This window comes from Polaromonas jejuensis NBRC 106434, from assembly GCF_001598235.1.
Lineage (GTDB): Bacteria > Pseudomonadota > Gammaproteobacteria > Burkholderiales > Burkholderiaceae_C > Polaromonas > Polaromonas jejuensis.
The window spans coordinates 26,151-42,438 of the sequence record NZ_BCYO01000015.1 but is presented as its reverse complement, the minus strand read 5'-3'; the positions used below and the strand labels follow the sequence as shown (position 1 = coordinate 42,438).

Here is a 16,288-nt window from a genome sequence, read left to right as displayed (position 1 = left end):
TTGCGACCCACTTCTTTTTTCTCCTCTCATGGCGCTTGCGGAAACATCCGCCTGAGCCCGATGCCATTGGCTTTTCTGGCGCCAGCCGGCAACGCACACCCCCAAGCGGGCATGCAAAGCCTGCCGGCCCTCTTGTAATGCCCTGCATCACAAGAGGGGCCAGATCACCGAGCCCGCGCAGCTGGGCGATGCAGGCCGCTACCCTTTCAGCACGCCATCGGCCTTGAACATGGCCTTGATGCCGCGCACGGCCTGGCGGATGCGGGCCTCGTTCTCGATTAAGGCAAAGCGCACGAAGTCGTCGCCCTGGTCGCCAAAGCCGATGCCCGGCGAGACGCAGACCTTGGCCTTCTCCAGCAGCTGCTTGGCGAACTCCAGCGAACCGAGCTTGCGGTAGGCCTCGGGGATGCGGGCCCAGATGTACATCGAAGCCTTGGGGCAGTCCACCGGCCAGCCCGCTTCGGTCAGCCCCTTGTAGAGCACGTCACGCCGGCTCTGGTACTGCGCGGCAATTTCTTGCACGCACTGCTGGTCGCCCTCCAGCGCGGCGATGGCCGCCACCTGCAGCGGGGTGAAAGTGCCGTAGTCGTGGTAGCTCTTGATGCGCGCCAGCGCAGCCACCAGGTCGGGGTTGCCCACCATGAAGCCGATGCGCCAGCCCGCCATGTTGTAGCTCTTGGACAGCGTGAAGAACTCCACCGCCACGTCCTTGGCGCCCGGCACCTGCATGATGGATGGCGCCTTCCAGCCGTCGAACACGATGTCGGCATAAGCCAGGTCGTGCACCACCAGGATGTCGTGTTTCTTTGCCAGCGCGACCACGCGCTCGAAGAAGTCGAGCTCCACGCACTGCGCCGTGGGGTTGGACGGAAAGCCCAGCACCATCATCTTGGGCTTGGGATAGCTGCCGCGGATGGCCTTCTCCAGCTCCGCGAAAAAATCAATGCCGGGGGCGACCGGCACCGAGCGGATGTCGGCGCCCGCGATCACCGCGCCGTAGATGTGGATCGGGTAGCTCGGGTTGGGCACCAGCACCGTGTCGCCGCGATCCAGCGTGGCCAGCATCAGGTGCGCCAGGCCCTCTTTGGAGCCGATGGTGACGATGGCCTCGCTGTCGGGGTCGATCTCGACGCCGTAGCGGCTCTGGTACCACTGCGCGATGGCGCGGCGCAGGCGCGGGATGCCCTTGCTGGCCGAGTAGCCGTGGGTGTCGGGCCGCTGCGCGACCTCGGTGAGCTTGGCCACGATGTGCGCGGGCGTCGCGCCGTCGGGGTTGCCCATGCTCATGTCGATGATGTCCTCGCCGCGCCGGCGCGCGGCAAGCTTGAGCTCGGCAGTGATGTTGAAGACGTAGGGAGGAAGGCGGTCGATGCGCGCAAAGCGGCGCTTGCCTGAAGCAGCGGTCATGATGAACTTTCACGTAAGCGCCCGGAACCGTCCGAGCGACGTGGCCGGCAATGGGGCCGGCCCATAGCGATAGTAACCGACGGCGATGCCGGGCATCTGATGTGCAATGAACTCACCGGGACCGACATGAGAAACCGCGATGAATCAACCTTGGCCGTTGCAGCAACTTTGTCATGTTGGCGGTCATTGTGGAGGGTGCGACTGCGTAGTATTACCCTGAGCGGTCAGTCATGACTTGTTCCTGGAATGACCGCAGCGCAGCGGGAGCAGCCGCTAAAATTTGTAGCTCAGACTACTGGTTGCGGCCATCAGCGGCTGTAGGTGACCGGCAGCTTTGCGGTGCGCTGGGTTGCATATTGAGCCTGGTGCCGGGGCTGCCCAGGCTCAGGTAATGAAACCAACTTGCCGGCGTAACCCGTTGACTGTTACGTAGACTTGCGCGTGCGGCGGTTTTCGTCGGCACTCAAAGCGCGACGTGCGCTGGCTGCCGTAGCACGAAATGACGTCACTGCCTTCACGTAGCCTTCGATCGGATCGCAGCGTTCGCCGACGGCCTTACGCCGGCACGCGCGGTGGCCCATCTCGCTCATACGGTGCTCCTCTCGATCGCAGAAGTCGATTCCCTTCGTGTTTTCTACAGACGTTACATTTACTGAACGGCGGGCAGCGAGATTGACTGCTCTCTAATTACAACGTGGAGGAGGTTATTTATGAGGGTCAGCGGTGTCGCCATTCGAAATTTCCGGCGGTTGGAGAATGTTCAGATCGACATTGAAGAACGCGAGTCAATCTTTGTTGGCCCCAATAACAGCGGCAAGACGTCAGCCACCGCAATCTTTCGCTGCTTTCTCGGGGGGCGAGATTTCAAGATTCACGACTTCTCAGTGGCGCGAATGGCCGATTTCGACGCCTTTGTCGCCATCGGAGATGCAGAGCGGCTTCCCAAGATTAGCCTCGATTTGTGGTTCACCATCGATCCTGAAAGCATCGCGTTCGGCACGGTGTTCACGCTGCTGCCCAAGCTTTCGGACTTCACGCGCGTCGGTATCCGACTGTCCTATGAGATCGAGGATGCAAAGAAGTTGCGCGAGCATTATGACGCCGCCTATCCCGCACAGGAAGATGGGACGCGTGCAAAGGCGCTGTCGCAATATCTGGCGATCGACGGAAATCTTGGGCGCCATTGCACGGTTCGCTATTTCTCGCTCGACGAGAAATCACAGGACGGCACCCCACCGGAGATAGTGACTAGCGAGCTTGAGCCTGACGAAGGCAAGCGGCTCCTGAAGCATCTCATACGAGTCGAATTCGTCGACGCGCAGCGCAACATCAACGACGACGACAGCAGCCGCAGCAACCGGCTTTCGTCGGCCTTCGCCGCCTTTTACCGGAAGAATCTCGAGCAGGTTGGCCATGCCGCCGATGCGCACAGTGTGATCGATGAAAACAACCGGCAGCTAACCGATCATTACGCCAAGCAGTTCGACCCGCTGATCAAGCTCATCAAGCATCTTGGCGTTCCGTCGATCAACGATCGAGAGCTGCGCATCATCTCGTCGCTCAGTCCTGAAACTGCGTTGCGCGGCAGCACCGAGCTGCTCTACGTTGATCCCAGCCGGCAGCATGAACTGCCAGAACTCTACAATGGTCTCGGCTTTAAGAATCTCATTTACATGGCCATTCAGGCCCGACATTTTCATTCTCAGTGGGTGATGACCGCCGAGAACAGGCCACTATGCCTGATGATCTTCATCGAGGAGCCCGAGGTCCATCTCCATGCTCAGGTGCAGCAGACCTTTATCTCGAACATATGGGAGGTGATCAATCAGTCCGCCGAGGCGGCCGGCACACCTGACCTCGTGCCGCAACTCGTCGTCACCACCCATTCCTCCCACATCATGGAGGCCGTGGATTTCGAGAAAGTCCGCTATTTCCAGCGCTGCCATATCGAGGGCGAGACGGCCGCGTCCGGCATCCGCAATGCATCTGCGGTTCGCAGCCTTCGGGCTTTCCAGCCGGATGTTGAGACGATCGACGGCAAGCTAGTGTCGCCCTCGGAATCGCTGGCCTTCCTCAAACGCTATCTACGTCTGACGCACTGCGATCTGTTCTTCGCCGATGCGACCATTCTCGTTGAAGGTGCCGTCGAAAAGCTCCTCATGCCGGCGATGATAGAGAATGCCGCAAAGCGGCTGCGAACCACATACCTCACAATCCTGGAGGTCGGCGGCGCTTATGCCCACCGTTTCGAGGGGCTGCTCAGCTTCCTTCACATTCCCTATCTTGTTATCACGGATCTCGATTCCGTGGTGCCCACCGGCTACCCAAGTTCCTGCCGGGCGGACGTCGTGGGCGCGCGAACATCCAATGCATCTCTCAAGAAGCTGTGCGGGTGGACAACTGTCGCCGATCTGATTGCGCTAGCCCCGGCGGACAAACAGCACGCTGCGAAGGACCGCTGCATCGCTTTCCAAACAGATATTCTGGTGACCGATGGCACTGCCCAGGCGACGCTCCGCCCCCGAACCCTGGAGGAAGCTATTGTCTACGAGAATTTCGGACTGCTAAGGTCCGGCACGCTGTCGATCGGCATCGCCATCCCCGAGCTTCTCGACGACGCTTATCAAGATGTCTACGACCGGATTAGGTCGGACAGTTTCAAAAAGACCGACTTCGCCATGGATATCTTGGCCTGCGACGAGGAATGGATTGTCCCTGGCTACATTGCCGAGGGGTTGCATTGGCTCGAGGCGCGCCTGTGCGCACCTCTCACTTCGGCAACGGCGACAGCAGTCGCTGTTGCGGCGGGGGCATAGCATGGGCGCCAGGGTTGAAAGCGAAGCGGATGCTTTGGTCCACAAATGCTTAGATGACCGTCGTAGCTTCGCGATGATTGCCGGCGCGGGTTCGGGCAAGACAAGCTCGCTGGTCGATGCTCTCAGCCGAATCCGGGATCGCGAGGGAGTCGCCCTTAGGAAGCATGGTCAGCGTATCGCCTGTATTACATTCACCAACCGAGCAGTCGAGGTGATCAAAGCACGGCTGGGGTTCGACGACCTCTACTTGGTCTCGACGCTTCACGGCTTTCTGTGGGGGCAGATCAGCCGCTTCCACGACGATGTTCGGGAGGCGCTACGCGAGAGCCGCATCCCGACCCTTATCGAAAAGGCCAAGGAAGACGATAACGGCGGCAAAAGCAAAAAAGCACAGAAGGCCCGCGCCAAGATCGAGCGGCTGACGGCAGCGCATGCCGCCCTCGATTCGGTCGACTTCTTTGAGTATGCCGACACCAGCTTCAGCGATTACGGCAAGGGCCAGATCGGCCATGATGACATTATCGAGATCGCAACCTATCTGTTTGCAAAGAATGCCACCTTCAGGCGAATCACTGGCCTACGTTTCCCTTATATTTTCGTCGACGAGGCGCAGGACACATTCGAGGGCATCGTTGCCGGGCTCAATCTCGTTTGTGCCGGCACGGGTCTACCGATGATCGGCTATTTTGGTGACCCGTGGCAGCAGATCTATGACCGGAGCGCCGGGGCCTTCGCGCCACCTGAGGGGGGCGAGGTCATTGCGAAAACGGAAAATTTCCGCTGTTCGAAGAGTGTCATCCGGCTTCTTAACGCCTATCGCAGTGACGTCGAGCAATATGCTGCAGGCGACAACAAGGAATGTGAAGGCAGTGTCGAATTTCGACTGGTCAAGGCGGAAGAGCCAACCGAGCCGCGCAAGCGCTATTCAGAGGATCAGGTTGATCGCGCGCTGGCACGGATGGACGCGGTGGTCGCAGACTGGGGCTGGACCGGACGCGAAGAAGTTGTGAAGCTCTTCCTTGCCCGTCAAATGATTGCGCGGCGGCTGGGCTTTGCCGATCTCAACCGTCTCTTCACTGGCGACTATGCCTCGTCGCGCGCGCAAGATGCCTTCGAGGCTGGAGAGCATTTTCTTCTCAAGCCTCTTCTGTCGACTATTTACCCTCTGATCACTGCACAGGAACAGGGCGATGGTCGCAAGATCATCAATTTGCTGCGGCGTGACAGTCCGGCCTTCGCGGTCCACGGATTGAACGCCGAAAAGTCGCTGAAGTTGATGATCGAGACCTCGAACGCGCTGATTGGCCAGCTGCAGGCTTTGTGGGGCACCGAGACGATCGGCGCCATCCTGCGCTTTTGTATCGACAAGCAGATCATCCAGCCTTCGGAGAGACTGTGCGAGCATCTTGGTCGCGCCCCTCGGGTTGAGGCGTTCGACGAGGATCTTCACGGCCTCGACAAGGGCGATTGGCTCGCAGACTCGCTGTTCCAAATGACGTCCGGGCCAGTCGCCCGCTACGCCGGCTACATTGCCAACAACACGGCCTATAGCACGCAGCACGGCGTGAAGGGCGAGGAATATGAAAAGGTTATGGTCGTCTATGACGATGTCGAGGCGGCGTGGAACCAGTACAGCTTTAACAAGGTCCTGACTCCGCTCACGGCCGGAGAGCCCACCGAACGGCAGCGTTCCCTGACTCAGAAACTCGCCTATGTCTCGTTCTCGCGCGCGACGGAGGATCTGCGTGTCCTAATGTTTACCACCGACCCCGAAGGGGCACGAGCGGAGCTCATCAACAGCAAGCTGCTAGAGCCTGATCAAATCCGCGTCGTGACGTAAGGCTCTCGGTCCTTGCCTCGTTATCTCGAAAATGATGATGCTAGTGCCGGGCGGGCCGGCGCCTCTCTGCCGGTGTATTTGAATAGCGAGGAAGGTGTGCTGCAAACTGCTCAACCCCCAGGCGCTGCGTGATGGGCAACCGGCGAATTAGGGCTTGTTAACACTAATCGATTTGACGAATCCAACGGTTGACACTGCTCGTCATAGAAGTCACAGCCGACCAATTCGCGCTCATCGAGCACTGCTTTCCAAAGAGCAAATTCGACGCGAGTGGAGCGCATAAGAAGGGCGCAAAGGCAGGCTAATGACTGGTTTTCGACGTCGATTCGGGCCACGCGGATGTCGCTCTGGGTCGAAACCAGCCGGATCGCTCGCGAGGCGCGAACGTCTGCAAGCAGTCTGAGTTGACTTCCGTTTTGCAGCATTTTCGGGTAGTCGCCAGCGGCAGCTTTCTGGTCAACAACGGGCCCATTGCGGCTGTGCGGTGCGTTCGGTCGTTGCCTCGAACATCAGCGACGTTGAGCAGCAAGGCTCAAAGCCAGTCCCGCTGCCACGAGCGAGCGCGCGCGCCCCTTCTTGCCGAGAAACGGACCGTTCATATAGGCACCATCGATGAGAAGCACAAGCTGGTCGGCCAGCTCGTCAGGCTTGCGAGCCCCTATTTTCCTGGCCAGCACGCCGAGACGGCGATGCAGTTCCACCTTGTTCCTTCTGGCGACTGCGCGGGCGGGATGGATCACCACGCTCGGCGCCCATCCGTCGCTTGCGATCGGCAAGCTGCTCGCAGCGTTCGCCCAGCCCCAAGGTTGATGGGAGCGGGTGCGGGGTAGAAAGCCTGACCCAGGACCGACAGCGACAGCCCGCCCGCGGAGCTGGCGAAACCGGAACCGGAACCCTGAACGCCTTGGCAGAGTGTGCGGCATCGGCGGATCCCTACAACAGCATCAGTCCCATCCGACAGACCGAGATCCCGCCATGAGTACGATTTGAGCTGTTTGGACGGTGGCGGATGCCGGGTCCTCAACTCTTCAAGACTTCAGGAGACACGAAATGACCAGCAAGAACACGATCTGTCTGTGGTACGACGGCGACGCCGCTGACGCCGCAAACTTCTATGCCGAAACATTCCCTGACAGCGCTGTCGGGGCCGTCCTCCGCGCACCGGGCGATTATCCCGACGGCAAGCAGGGCGATGTCCTGACGGTCGAGTTCACCGTCGCCGGCATCCCCTGCCTCGGGCTGAACGGCGGCCCGCATTTCAAGCACAACGAGGCCTTCTCTTTTCAGATCGCGACCGACGACCAGGCCGAAACCGACCGCTTGTGGAGCGCGGTCGTCGGCAATGGCGGCCAGGAAAGCGCGTGCGGCTGGTGCAAGGACCGGTGGGGATTGTCGTGGCAGATCACCCCGCGCGTCCTCACCGCGGCGATATCCGACCCCGATCGCGCGGCGGCCAAACGCGCATTCGATGCGATGATGACCATGAAAAAGATCGACATCGCCGCGATAGAGGCCGCATGGCTGGGCCGAAACCTATCCTCAAGCTGATGGAGCGTGTCCCGCACGTTCTCTCATGTTCAGATTTGAGGCGGAATATTGGCGTCAGGTGATCAGCGAAAACCGGGCGCCACGGGTCAACTACACAGGAATAGGCGCCTCATGCCAAGCTGATTCAAATTGTTTGGGGGGAGTATCATGCTGCGATAGTAGAGACCAGAGACGCGAGAGCTTCCATGAATACGATTCTCAAGACCGCAGCAGCGCTTACCTCAGTGTTCATTCTGCTGGGCCACGCCGAGGCCGCCTCAGAGGAACCCGCGGAGTCAACCACGAGCACCGCGCCTGGCGTAGTTGGCAAGGTGGGAAATGCGGTCGCGCGAGGCGCAAAAGCCGCTGCCAGCGGCGTCGAGCGTGGGGTGAAGGCAGCAGCTAGCGGGGTCGAGCGCGGAGCGAAGGCTGCAGCCAGCGGCATAGAACGTGGAGCCAAGGCAACGGCCCGCGGAGTCGAACATGGCGCGAAGGCAACTGCGAGCGCGGCTAGCCGTGTTGCCGGCAAGGTGGGCGGTTCACCCGCGTCCCCACCGGCATCCTCACCCGCGACCGACATATAACGGAACGGCCGCGTGAGTTCAGTCGCACGGGCGCCCAACCCGTCGAGCGGACACGGCCTGGCACCACCGCGCTCATATCGCCACCAACTGCCGCACGCCGTTGGCTTCCATGTCTTTGCCCTGGCCGCGTGCGATGAACTCGCCGCGCTCCATCACCAGGTAATCGTCGGCCAGGTCCTGCGCAAAGTCGTAGTACTGCTCGACCAGCAGGATGGCCATGTCGCCGCGGTCAGCCAGCATGCGGATGACGCGGCCGATGTCCTTGATGATGCTGGGCTGTATGCCCTCTGTGGGCTCGTCCAGGATCAGCAGCTTGGGTTTGGCGGCCAGGGCGCGCGCAATCGCCAGCTGCTGCTGCTGGCCGCCCGAGAGGTCGCCGCCGCGCCGGCCCAGCATCTGCTTGAGCACGGGGAACAGCTCGTAGAGTTCGGCGGGGATCGGCGTTCCAGCGCTTTTGTAGGCCAGGCCCATGCGCAGGTTTTCTTCAACGGTGAGTCGCGCAAAGATCTCGCGGCCCTGGGGGACAAAGCCTATGCCGGCGCGGGCGCGTTCGTAAGGTGTGGCATTTTGAATCGGTCTGCCGTCGAACTCGATGGTGCCGGTTTTGATGGGGACCAGGCCCATCAATGATTTGAGCAAGGTGGTCTTGCCTACGCCGTTGCGGCCGAGCAGCACTGTGACCTTGCCGAGGTGGGATTGCAGGCTCACGTCGCGCAGGATGTGGGAGCCGCCGTAGTATTGGTTGATATTTTTGACGTTCAGCATGTCATGAACTCCCAGTGCTTTGTTGAGGGTGGAAGCCGGGGGTAGCCCGGCGGCTACTCACTTTCTTTTGCTTCGCCAAAAGAAAGTAAGCAAAGAAAAGGCGACCCTACTGTCTGCGTCCCTGCGCTTCGCTCCGGGCAACCTGCGGTGCTCGGTCCAGGCGGGGTCTGGCACAAACTCGCCTTCGGCTCAAACAAGTGCCAGCCCTGATCCGCCTGCACCTGCGCTCCTCGGCGCATACAGAAGGGGGTGGGGAAAGAAATACCAACAGCCGAATACCAAATACATAAACCCACAAGGGCACGCCATGGCGTGTCCTTGTTTGTCTTGGTTTTCTTTGTATTCGGACTGCCCCGTCCTGGCTGGGCCGAGCAGCGCAGATGGAGGCGGGATCAGGGCCGCAGTTGTTTGAGCGAAGCGAGTTCTGCGGACCCCCGCCGGAGTCGAGCAGCGCAGGTTGCCCGTAGCGAAGCGGAGGGACCCAGACTGCGGGTCGCCTTTTCTTTGGTGACTTTCTTTTGGCGAAGCAAAAGAAAGTTACTTGCTGCCGGGCAAGCCCCGGCCAGCAGTCCTTAGCAAAGAGCGCGTCGCCGGAACAAGAACCGGCTTCGACAGGCCCAGCCCGAACAGGTAAAAACCTAGCGTCCAAGATACACCTCAATCACCCGCTCATCCGCCTGCACCTGATCCAGCGTCCCCTGCGCCAGCACAGACCCATCACACAGCACCGTCACGATCTCGGAGATGGTCTTGATGAAGCTCATGTCATGCTCCACCACCATCAGCGAATGCTTGCCCTTGAGCGTCAAAAAGAGCTCGGCGGTGCGCGCGGTTTCCTCATCGGTCATGCCGGCCACCGGTTCATCAAGCAGCAGCAGTTTCGGGTCCTGCATCAGCAGCATGCCGATTTCCAGCCACTGCTTTTGCCCATGGCTCAGGTTGCCCGCCATGCGGTTCACGCTGTCGGCCAGGTGAATCGTCACCAGAACTTCGGCCAGGCGGTCGCTTTGCGCCGAGTCCAGCCTGAAGAACATCGATGACTTCACGCCCTTGTTGGTCTTGAGCGCCAGCTCCAGGTTTTCAAACACCGTGAGCTGCTCAAACACCGTGGGCTTCTGGAACTTGCGGCCAATGCCTAGCTGGGCGATCTCGGCCTCCTTGTGGCGCAGCAGGTCTATGGTGCTGCCAAAAAACACCGTGCCTTCATCGGGCCGGGTCTTGCCAGTGATGATGTCCATCATGGTGGTCTTGCCCGCGCCATTCGGGCCGATGATGCAACGCAGTTCGCCGGGCGCAATGTCCAGCGAGAGCTTGTTGATGGCCTTGAAACCATCGAAGCTGACGCTCACATCTTCCAGGTACAGGATGCGGCCGTGCGTCACGTCAACCTCGCCGGACTCGACAACACGGCCTGTGCTGGCATTGCGGCCACCTGATTCGGTGTTGTTTTTTCCGGCTGCCAGCAGCGCCATGCGCTCTTCAATTCTTCGAGCGCCCTGCTCTAAAAGATCGGGAGTCATTTTTCACCCCCTTGCCTGAGTTTCTTCACCAGCCCCACCACGCCATCAGGCAGGAACAGCGTCACGCCAATAAACAGCGCACCAAGGAAGTACAGCCAGAACTCGGGGTAAGCCACCGTGAGCCAGCTCTTGGCGCCGTTGACGATGAAGGCGCCCAGAATCGGCCCTATCAGGCTGGCGCGCCCGCCCACGGCGGCCCAGATGGCGATCTCGATGGAATTGGCCGGGCTCATTTCACCCGGGTTGATGATGCCGACCTGCGGCACATACAGCGCGCCGGCCACGCCGCACATGATGGCCGAGATGACCCAGATGGTGAGCTTGTAGCCCAGCGGGTTGTAGCCCGAAAACATGACCCGCGTTTCGGCATCGCGTATGGCCTGCAACACGCGGCCAAACTTGCTGCCCACCAGCCATTTGGCAAACAAAAAGAAACCGAGCAGGGTCAGGCCCGTCATGACAAACAGCAGCATGCGCATGGACGGCGTCGCAATCGGTATGTTCAGGATGCGCTTGAAATCGGTAAAGCCGTTGTTGCCGCCAAAGCCGGTTTCATTGCGGAAAAACAGCAGCATGGCCGCAAAGGTCATGGCCTGGGTGATGATGGAAAAGTACACGCCCTTGATGCGCGAGCGAAAGGCGAAGTAGCCAAACACCAAGGCCACCAGGCCCGGCACCGCCACGATCAGGATCAGCGTGGCGATAAAGCTGTCGCTGAAGGTCCAGTGCCAGGGCAGCGTTTTCCAGTCGAGAAACACCATGAAGTCGGGCAGGTCGCTTTTGTAATTGCCGTCGCGGCCAATCTGGCGCATGAGGTACATGCCCATGGTGTAGCCGCCCAGCGCAAAAAACACGCCATGGCCCAGCGACAAAATACCGGTGTAGCCCCAGATCAGGTCCATGGCCAGCGCGCAGATGGCGTAGCACATGATCTTGCCCAGCAGCGCCACCGCATAGGTGCTCATGTGGAGCGCGTTGCCCTCGGGCACCCAGAGGTTCAGCACCGGGGCCAGCGCGCAGACGGCGATGAGCGCGGTGATGAAGGCGCTCCAGCCGCTGCGCGTGAGCAGCGTGCCTTTGGAAGGAAGCAAGACGAAGTTTGCGGGTGTGGAGGGTGTTTTCATGGTCATGCCTCTGCAGAGCGACCCTTCATCGCAAAGATGCCCTGCGGCCGCTTCTGGATGAAGATGATGATGAACACCAGCACGGCAATCTTGGCCAGCACGGCACCCGTCCAGCCTTCGAGGAATTTATTCAAAATACCCAACCCCATGGCGGCATACACCGTGCCCGCCAGCTGGCCCACGCCGCCCAGCACCACCACCATGAAGGAGTCCACGATGTAGCCCTGGCCCAGGTCCGGCCCCACATTGCCGACCTGGCTCAGTGCGCAGCCGGCCAGTCCGGCAATGCCCGAGCCCAGCGCAAAAGCATAGGTGTCGATACGGGCGGTGTTCACGCCCATGCACGAGGCAATCGGGCGGTTTTGCGTGACGCCGCGCACAAACAGGCCCAGCCGCGTCTTGCTGATCAGCCAGGCCATGCCCAGCAGCACGGCGGCGGCAAAAACGATAATGACCAGCCGGTTGTAGGGCAGCGACAAATTGCCCAGCACCTGCACGCCACCGCTCATCCACACCGGGTTCTCCACACCGACGTTTTGCGCGCCGAAGATGGAGCGCACCAGTTGCTGCAGCATCAGGCTGATGCCCCAGGTGGCGAGCAATGTCTCCAGCGGCCGGCCGTACAAAAAGCGGATCACGCTGCGCTCCAGCGCCGCGCCCATCAGCGCCGAAGCCATGAAGGCCACCGGCACCGCGGCCAGCAGATACCAGTCAAAGGCGCCGGGCAGGTATTTCTGGAACAGGCCCTGCACCACATAGGTGGCATAGGCGCCAATCATCATCAGTTCGCCATGCGCCATGTTGATGACGCCCATGAGGCCGTAGGTAATCGCCAGGCCCAGCGCCACCAGCAGCAAAATGCTGCCCAGGCTGATGCCGCTGAAGATGGCGCCCAGCTTGTCGCCCCAGGCCAGCGACGCCTCCACCTTGCTCAATGCCGCCTGCAACGCGACCTTGACATCGGCGTCCGACTCGCTTGCCAGGCGCTCAATCAGCACGGTCTTGGTGTTGGGATTCTTGCTGGCCGATAGCTGCGCGGCCGCCTCCAGGCGCTTGGCCTTGTCGCTGCTGCCCAGCAAAATCGCGGCACGCAGCATTTCCAGCTGGCTTTTCAGACCCGGCACGGTTTCCGCCGCATAGGCCTTTTCAATCAGCGGCAGGCGCGCCTCATCGACATCTTTGTCGTTATTGCCGGCCAGCGTCTTGATGGCAGCCGCACGCAGCCTCTCGTCTTTGGAGAAAAGCTTGAGCGCCGCCAGCGCATTGTCCAGCTCGCTGCGCATCAGGTTGGGGTTGATCACATCTTCGGCATCGGCGGGCAAAGGCAGTTCGGCATCGGTGAGCGGGTCAAACGCCTTGCCGTCCTTGATCACAAAGGCTTTTTCACCACTGGTCTTGACGGCATCGTCAGACAGCGCCTGGATAAACGCCGCCGTCTTCTCATCGCCATTGGCTGCGGCCCTGGCCAAAGCCTCCACCCGCGCCTCGGTTTCGCCAAACGTCATGCCTTTTACCTCGTCGGCGCTTAAGGCATGGGCGCGAGAAGCTATTAAAACAATAGCAAAGAAAAGGAGTTTTCTAAACATCATGAAAAAGAACCTGTAGGTTGGGCGTGGCAAGCTGCGCCCAGACTGCAACTTCCTTGTGGACTCCGTTGCGCCGCGCCAGCCCCTTGGGGGCCGGCACTGCTGGCATATTCCATTTCTAGTTCAATGCGAGAGTAGGCGCCCCGCCGCTGACAGTGCTGTAACGGCCAAGGCGAGGCAACGACCTATCGCGTTGAAATCGAAATGGAATTACTTGGTGGCGACGCTCGTGCCTTTGACCGGCTCATCAGGCTTCTTGTCGTTGCCTTCGATGTACGGGCTCCATGGCTTGGCCTTCACCGGGCCGGGTGTCTTCCACACCACGTTGAACTGGCCGTCGGCCTTGATCTCGCCGATGAACACCGACTTGTGCAGGTGGTGGTTTTTCTCGTCCATCTTCGAGACGATGCCCGAAGGCGCGTTGAAGGTCTGGCCGGCCATGGCGGCAATGACCTTGTCGGTGTCGGTGGACTTGGCTTTCTCGACCGCCTGCTTCCACATGTTGATGCCGATGTAGGTGGCTTCCATCGGGTCGTTGGTCAGGGGCTTGTCGGAGCCGGGGAGCTTCTTCGCCTTGGCATAAGCAGACCACTTCTTGATGAACTCGGTGTTGGCCGGGCTCTTGATCGACTGGAAGTAGTTCCAGGCCGCCAGGTGGCCGACCAGCGGCTTGGTGTCCACGCCGCGCAGCTCCTCTTCGCCCACAGAGAAGGCCACCACCGGCACGTCTTTGGCCTTCAGGCCAGCATTGCCCAGTTCCTTGTAGAAGGGCACGTTGGAATCGCCGTTGATGGTGGAGACCACCGCCGTCTTGCCGCCTTGCGAGAATTTCTTCACATCAGCCACGATGGTCTGGTAGTCGGAATGGCCGAATGGCGTGTATTTCTCGTCGATGTCGGTGTCCTTCACGCCCTTGCTCTTCAAGTAAGCGCGCAGGATCTTGTTGGTGGTGCGCGGGTACACATAGTCGGTGCCCAGCAGCACCCAGCGCTTGGCGCCGCCGCCGGCCTTGCTCATCAGGTAATCGACTGCAGGAATCGCCTGCTGATTGGGCGCCGCCCCCGTGTAAAACACGTTTTTGGACAACTCTTCACCCTCGTACTGCACGGGGTAGAACAGCAGGCCGTTCATTTCCTCAACCACGGGCAGCACCGACTTGCGGGACACCGACGTCCAGCAGCCAAAAATCACGGAAACCTTGTCCTGGCCGAGCAGCTGCTTGGTTTTCTCGGCAAACAGCGGCCAGTTGGAAGCCGGGTCCACCACCACGGGCTCCAGCTTCTTGCCCATCACGCCACCCTTGGCATTGATCTCGTCAATCGCCATGAGCACAGTGTCTTTCAGCGTGGTTTCAGAAATCGCCATGGTGCCCGACAGGCTGTGCAGAATGCCCACCTTGATGGTGTCTGCGGCAAAGGCTGGCGCAGCGCCAAGGCCAGCGAGCGCGACGGCGGCGGTAAGCGCCTTGAGGGTAAAACGACGTTGCATGGTTGCTTCTCCGGTAGGGTGGTAAATCGCATTTCGCCGCGCGGAGGCCCGAAAAATCAGGCTCACGCAGCGATAAATAGATTCTGGGGACCGGAGGGGGATTGGGGAATACGCCGGGTGGCGTATGCGGGCAGCCGAACGCGCCGCAGTTTGGGTTCTTCTGGGATCTTTGAATAGAAAAAACTGGCCATGTTGTTAGCAACTTAAGACCAAGCTCGCATTTCTTTCTGAAAATGTAAGAGAAATGGAGTCCATCACACGGAGGCGCCATAAAGGAATAGGATCACCGCTTTCAAACCAAGGAGCTTCGTCATGCCACAAGCCCACGGCTACGCCGCCCAATCCCCCACCACGCCACTCGCACCCTTTTCCTTCGAGCGCCGCGCGCCCGGCCAGCTGGATGTGGCGCTCGACGTCCTCTACTGCGGCGTTTGCCATTCCGACCTGCACACGGCGCGCAATGAGTGGCACAACACGGTTTACCCCTCGGTGCCAGGCCACGAAATTGTGGGCCGTGTGACGGCGGTGGGTGAGCTGGTGAGCAAGTTCGAAGTGGGCGACATCGTCGGCGTGGGCTGCATGGTCGACAGTTGCCAGCGCTGCGCACCCTGCGCCGACGGGCTGGAACAGTACTGTGACAACGGCTTTACCGGCACCTACAACGGCCCCGAGCAGGGCACGGGCGCCAACACCTATGGCGGCTACTCCAACCGCGTGGTGGTGCGTGAATCGTTTGTGCTGAGTATCTCGCACGATGCGGGCGACCTGGCGGCCGTGGCGCCGCTGCTGTGCGCGGGCATCACCACCTATTCGCCGCTGCGCCAGTGGAAGGTGGGGCCCGGCCACAAGGTGGGCATCGTGGGCCTGGGCGGGCTGGGCCACATGGGCGTGAAGATTGCCGCCGCCATGGGCGCGCATGTGGTGCTGTTCACCAGCTCGGCCGGCAAGCGTGAGGACGCGCTGCGCCTGGGTGCCAAGGAAGTGGTGGTGTCCAAGAACGCCGACGAGATGGCGGCGCATGCCGGCAGCTTTGACTTCATCCTCAACACCGTGGCGGCGCCGCACGACCTGGACGCTTTTCTGGTGCTGCTCAAGCTGGACGGCACCATGACCTTGGTGGGCGCGCCGGCCAGCCCGCACCCCTCGCCCGGCGTTTTCAACCTGATCATGAAGCGCCGACGCCTGGCGGGCTCGCTGATTGGTGGCATCAGGGAAACGCAGGAGATGCTGGACTTTTGCGCAAAGCACGGCATCGTGTCAGACATCGAGTCCATCCGCATGGACCAGATCGAGGCGGCCTATGAGCGCATGCTCAAGAGCGATGTGAAGTACCGTTTTGTGATTGACATGGCGAGCCTGAAAGCCACAGCCTGACAGAAGCCCTTGCGGTGGGTGTTGAGGCTGCGCGGGCTACGGTGGTGGTTGTCACACTGCTTTACCTCCACCCCATTCACTATCTAAAACATAGCTATTCACGCAGCATTCATAAGGGCTAGAGGACTAAAACATCCTCAAAACCTCGCCCAGCCGCGCGTTCACCTGACACCGCGTCCGTCCCCAAAAAGCGAATAACCGGGAAATGGACTCTGTATGCGGGCTCTGCGATGCAGCGGGGAACGACCGATGCAGGC

The 16,288-nt window shown here is 60.5% G+C and carries 12 protein-coding genes; 4 read left to right on the top strand and 8 right to left on the bottom strand.

The features are described 5' to 3' along the window. Positions 1-198: 198 nt before the first annotated feature. Both alaC and PJE01S_RS25245 read right to left on the bottom strand, forming a co-directional pair. On the bottom strand, positions 199-1,407 hold the full coding sequence (alaC, locus tag PJE01S_RS16265) for an alanine transaminase (RefSeq protein WP_068834693.1): 1,209 nt from the start codon (positions 1,405-1,407) through the stop codon (positions 199-201). A 425-nt stretch (positions 1,408-1,832) separates the two neighbouring features. Next, a complete protein-coding gene (locus tag PJE01S_RS25245; RefSeq protein ID WP_157090364.1) occupies positions 1,833-1,997 on the bottom strand; it encodes a hypothetical protein in 165 nt (54 codons plus the stop codon). A gap of 120 nt (positions 1,998-2,117) precedes the next feature. On the opposite strand from PJE01S_RS25245, the gene PJE01S_RS16260 reads away from it, so the two are divergent. Further along, positions 2,118-4,223, top strand: coding sequence for an ATP-dependent nuclease (locus tag PJE01S_RS16260; protein ID WP_068834692.1), 2,106 nt, complete (start codon positions 2,118-2,120; stop codon positions 4,221-4,223). Position 4,224: 1 nt separating this feature from the next. Further along, positions 4,225-6,063, top strand: a complete 1,839-nt coding sequence (locus PJE01S_RS16255; protein ID WP_068834691.1) for a UvrD-helicase domain-containing protein — start codon at positions 4,225-4,227, stop codon at positions 6,061-6,063. 509 nt (positions 6,064-6,572) lie between these two features. Here PJE01S_RS16255 and PJE01S_RS16250 read toward each other — a convergent pair. Beyond that, entirely contained in the window at positions 6,573-6,839 is a 267-nt protein-coding gene (locus tag PJE01S_RS16250) for a hypothetical protein (RefSeq protein WP_174548551.1), read from the bottom strand. A 274-nt stretch (positions 6,840-7,113) separates the two neighbouring features. Between PJE01S_RS16250 and PJE01S_RS16245 the strand changes: the two genes are divergently transcribed. Next, on the top strand, positions 7,114-7,611 hold the full coding sequence (locus tag PJE01S_RS16245; RefSeq protein WP_068834690.1) for a VOC family protein: 498 nt from the start codon (positions 7,114-7,116) through the stop codon (positions 7,609-7,611). Between the two features lie 635 nt (positions 7,612-8,246). Here the strand turns inward: PJE01S_RS16245 and urtE are convergent. The 5 genes from urtE to urtA form a co-directional block, all read right to left on the bottom strand. Continuing rightward, on the bottom strand, positions 8,247-8,939 hold the full coding sequence (gene urtE, locus PJE01S_RS16240; RefSeq protein ID WP_068834689.1) for an urea ABC transporter ATP-binding subunit UrtE: 693 nt from the start codon (positions 8,937-8,939) through the stop codon (positions 8,247-8,249). Positions 8,940-9,577: 638 nt separating this feature from the next. Next, positions 9,578-10,459: an urea ABC transporter ATP-binding protein UrtD gene (urtD, locus tag PJE01S_RS16235; protein WP_068834688.1), complete on the bottom strand. Its 882-nt coding sequence runs from the start codon at positions 10,457-10,459 to the stop codon at positions 9,578-9,580. Continuing rightward, entirely contained in the window at positions 10,456-11,589 is a 1,134-nt protein-coding gene (gene urtC / locus PJE01S_RS16230) for an urea ABC transporter permease subunit UrtC (RefSeq protein ID WP_377372289.1), read from the bottom strand. Before urtC ends, urtD begins: the two co-directional genes overlap by 4 nt. Beyond that, complete coding sequence (gene urtB / locus PJE01S_RS16225; protein WP_174548550.1) at positions 11,586-13,172, bottom strand: urea ABC transporter permease subunit UrtB; 1,587 nt, start codon at positions 13,170-13,172, stop codon at positions 11,586-11,588. The genes urtC and urtB overlap by 4 nt, the downstream gene beginning before the upstream one ends. A gap of 207 nt (positions 13,173-13,379) precedes the next feature. Further along, on the bottom strand, positions 13,380-14,657 hold the full coding sequence (gene urtA / locus PJE01S_RS16220) for an urea ABC transporter substrate-binding protein (RefSeq protein WP_068834686.1): 1,278 nt from the start codon (positions 14,655-14,657) through the stop codon (positions 13,380-13,382). 312 nt (positions 14,658-14,969) lie between these two features. Here urtA and PJE01S_RS16215 point away from each other — a divergent pair, with 312 nt between their 5' ends. Next, entirely contained in the window at positions 14,970-16,031 is a 1,062-nt protein-coding gene (locus tag PJE01S_RS16215) for an NAD(P)-dependent alcohol dehydrogenase (RefSeq protein WP_068834685.1), read from the top strand. Positions 16,032-16,288: the final 257 nt, after the last annotated feature.

Excerpts from the sequence above, each read along its gene's own strand:
- alaC (WP_068834693.1), bottom strand. The coding sequence starts at position 1,407 with ATGACCGCTGCTTCAGGCAAGCGCCGCTTTGCGCGCATCGACCGCCTT.
- PJE01S_RS25245 (WP_157090364.1), bottom strand. The coding sequence starts at position 1,997 with ATGAGCGAGATGGGCCACCGCGCGTGCCGGCGTAAGGCCGTCGGCGAA.
- PJE01S_RS16260 (WP_068834692.1), top strand. The coding sequence starts at position 2,118 with ATGAGGGTCAGCGGTGTCGCCATTCGAAATTTCCGGCGGTTGGAGAAT.
- PJE01S_RS16255 (WP_068834691.1), top strand. The coding sequence starts at position 4,225 with ATGGGCGCCAGGGTTGAAAGCGAAGCGGATGCTTTGGTCCACAAATGC.
- PJE01S_RS16245 (WP_068834690.1), top strand. The coding sequence starts at position 7,114 with ATGACCAGCAAGAACACGATCTGTCTGTGGTACGACGGCGACGCCGCT.
- urtE (WP_068834689.1), bottom strand. The coding sequence starts at position 8,939 with ATGCTGAACGTCAAAAATATCAACCAATACTACGGCGGCTCCCACATC.
- urtD (WP_068834688.1), bottom strand. The coding sequence starts at position 10,459 with ATGACTCCCGATCTTTTAGAGCAGGGCGCTCGAAGAATTGAAGAGCGC.
- urtC (WP_377372289.1), bottom strand. The coding sequence starts at position 11,589 with ATGACCATGAAAACACCCTCCACACCCGCAAACTTCGTCTTGCTTCCT.
- urtB (WP_174548550.1), bottom strand. The coding sequence starts at position 13,172 with ATGATGTTTAGAAAACTCCTTTTCTTTGCTATTGTTTTAATAGCTTCT.
- urtA (WP_068834686.1), bottom strand. The coding sequence starts at position 14,657 with ATGCAACGTCGTTTTACCCTCAAGGCGCTTACCGCCGCCGTCGCGCTC.
- PJE01S_RS16215 (WP_068834685.1), top strand. The coding sequence starts at position 14,970 with ATGCCACAAGCCCACGGCTACGCCGCCCAATCCCCCACCACGCCACTC.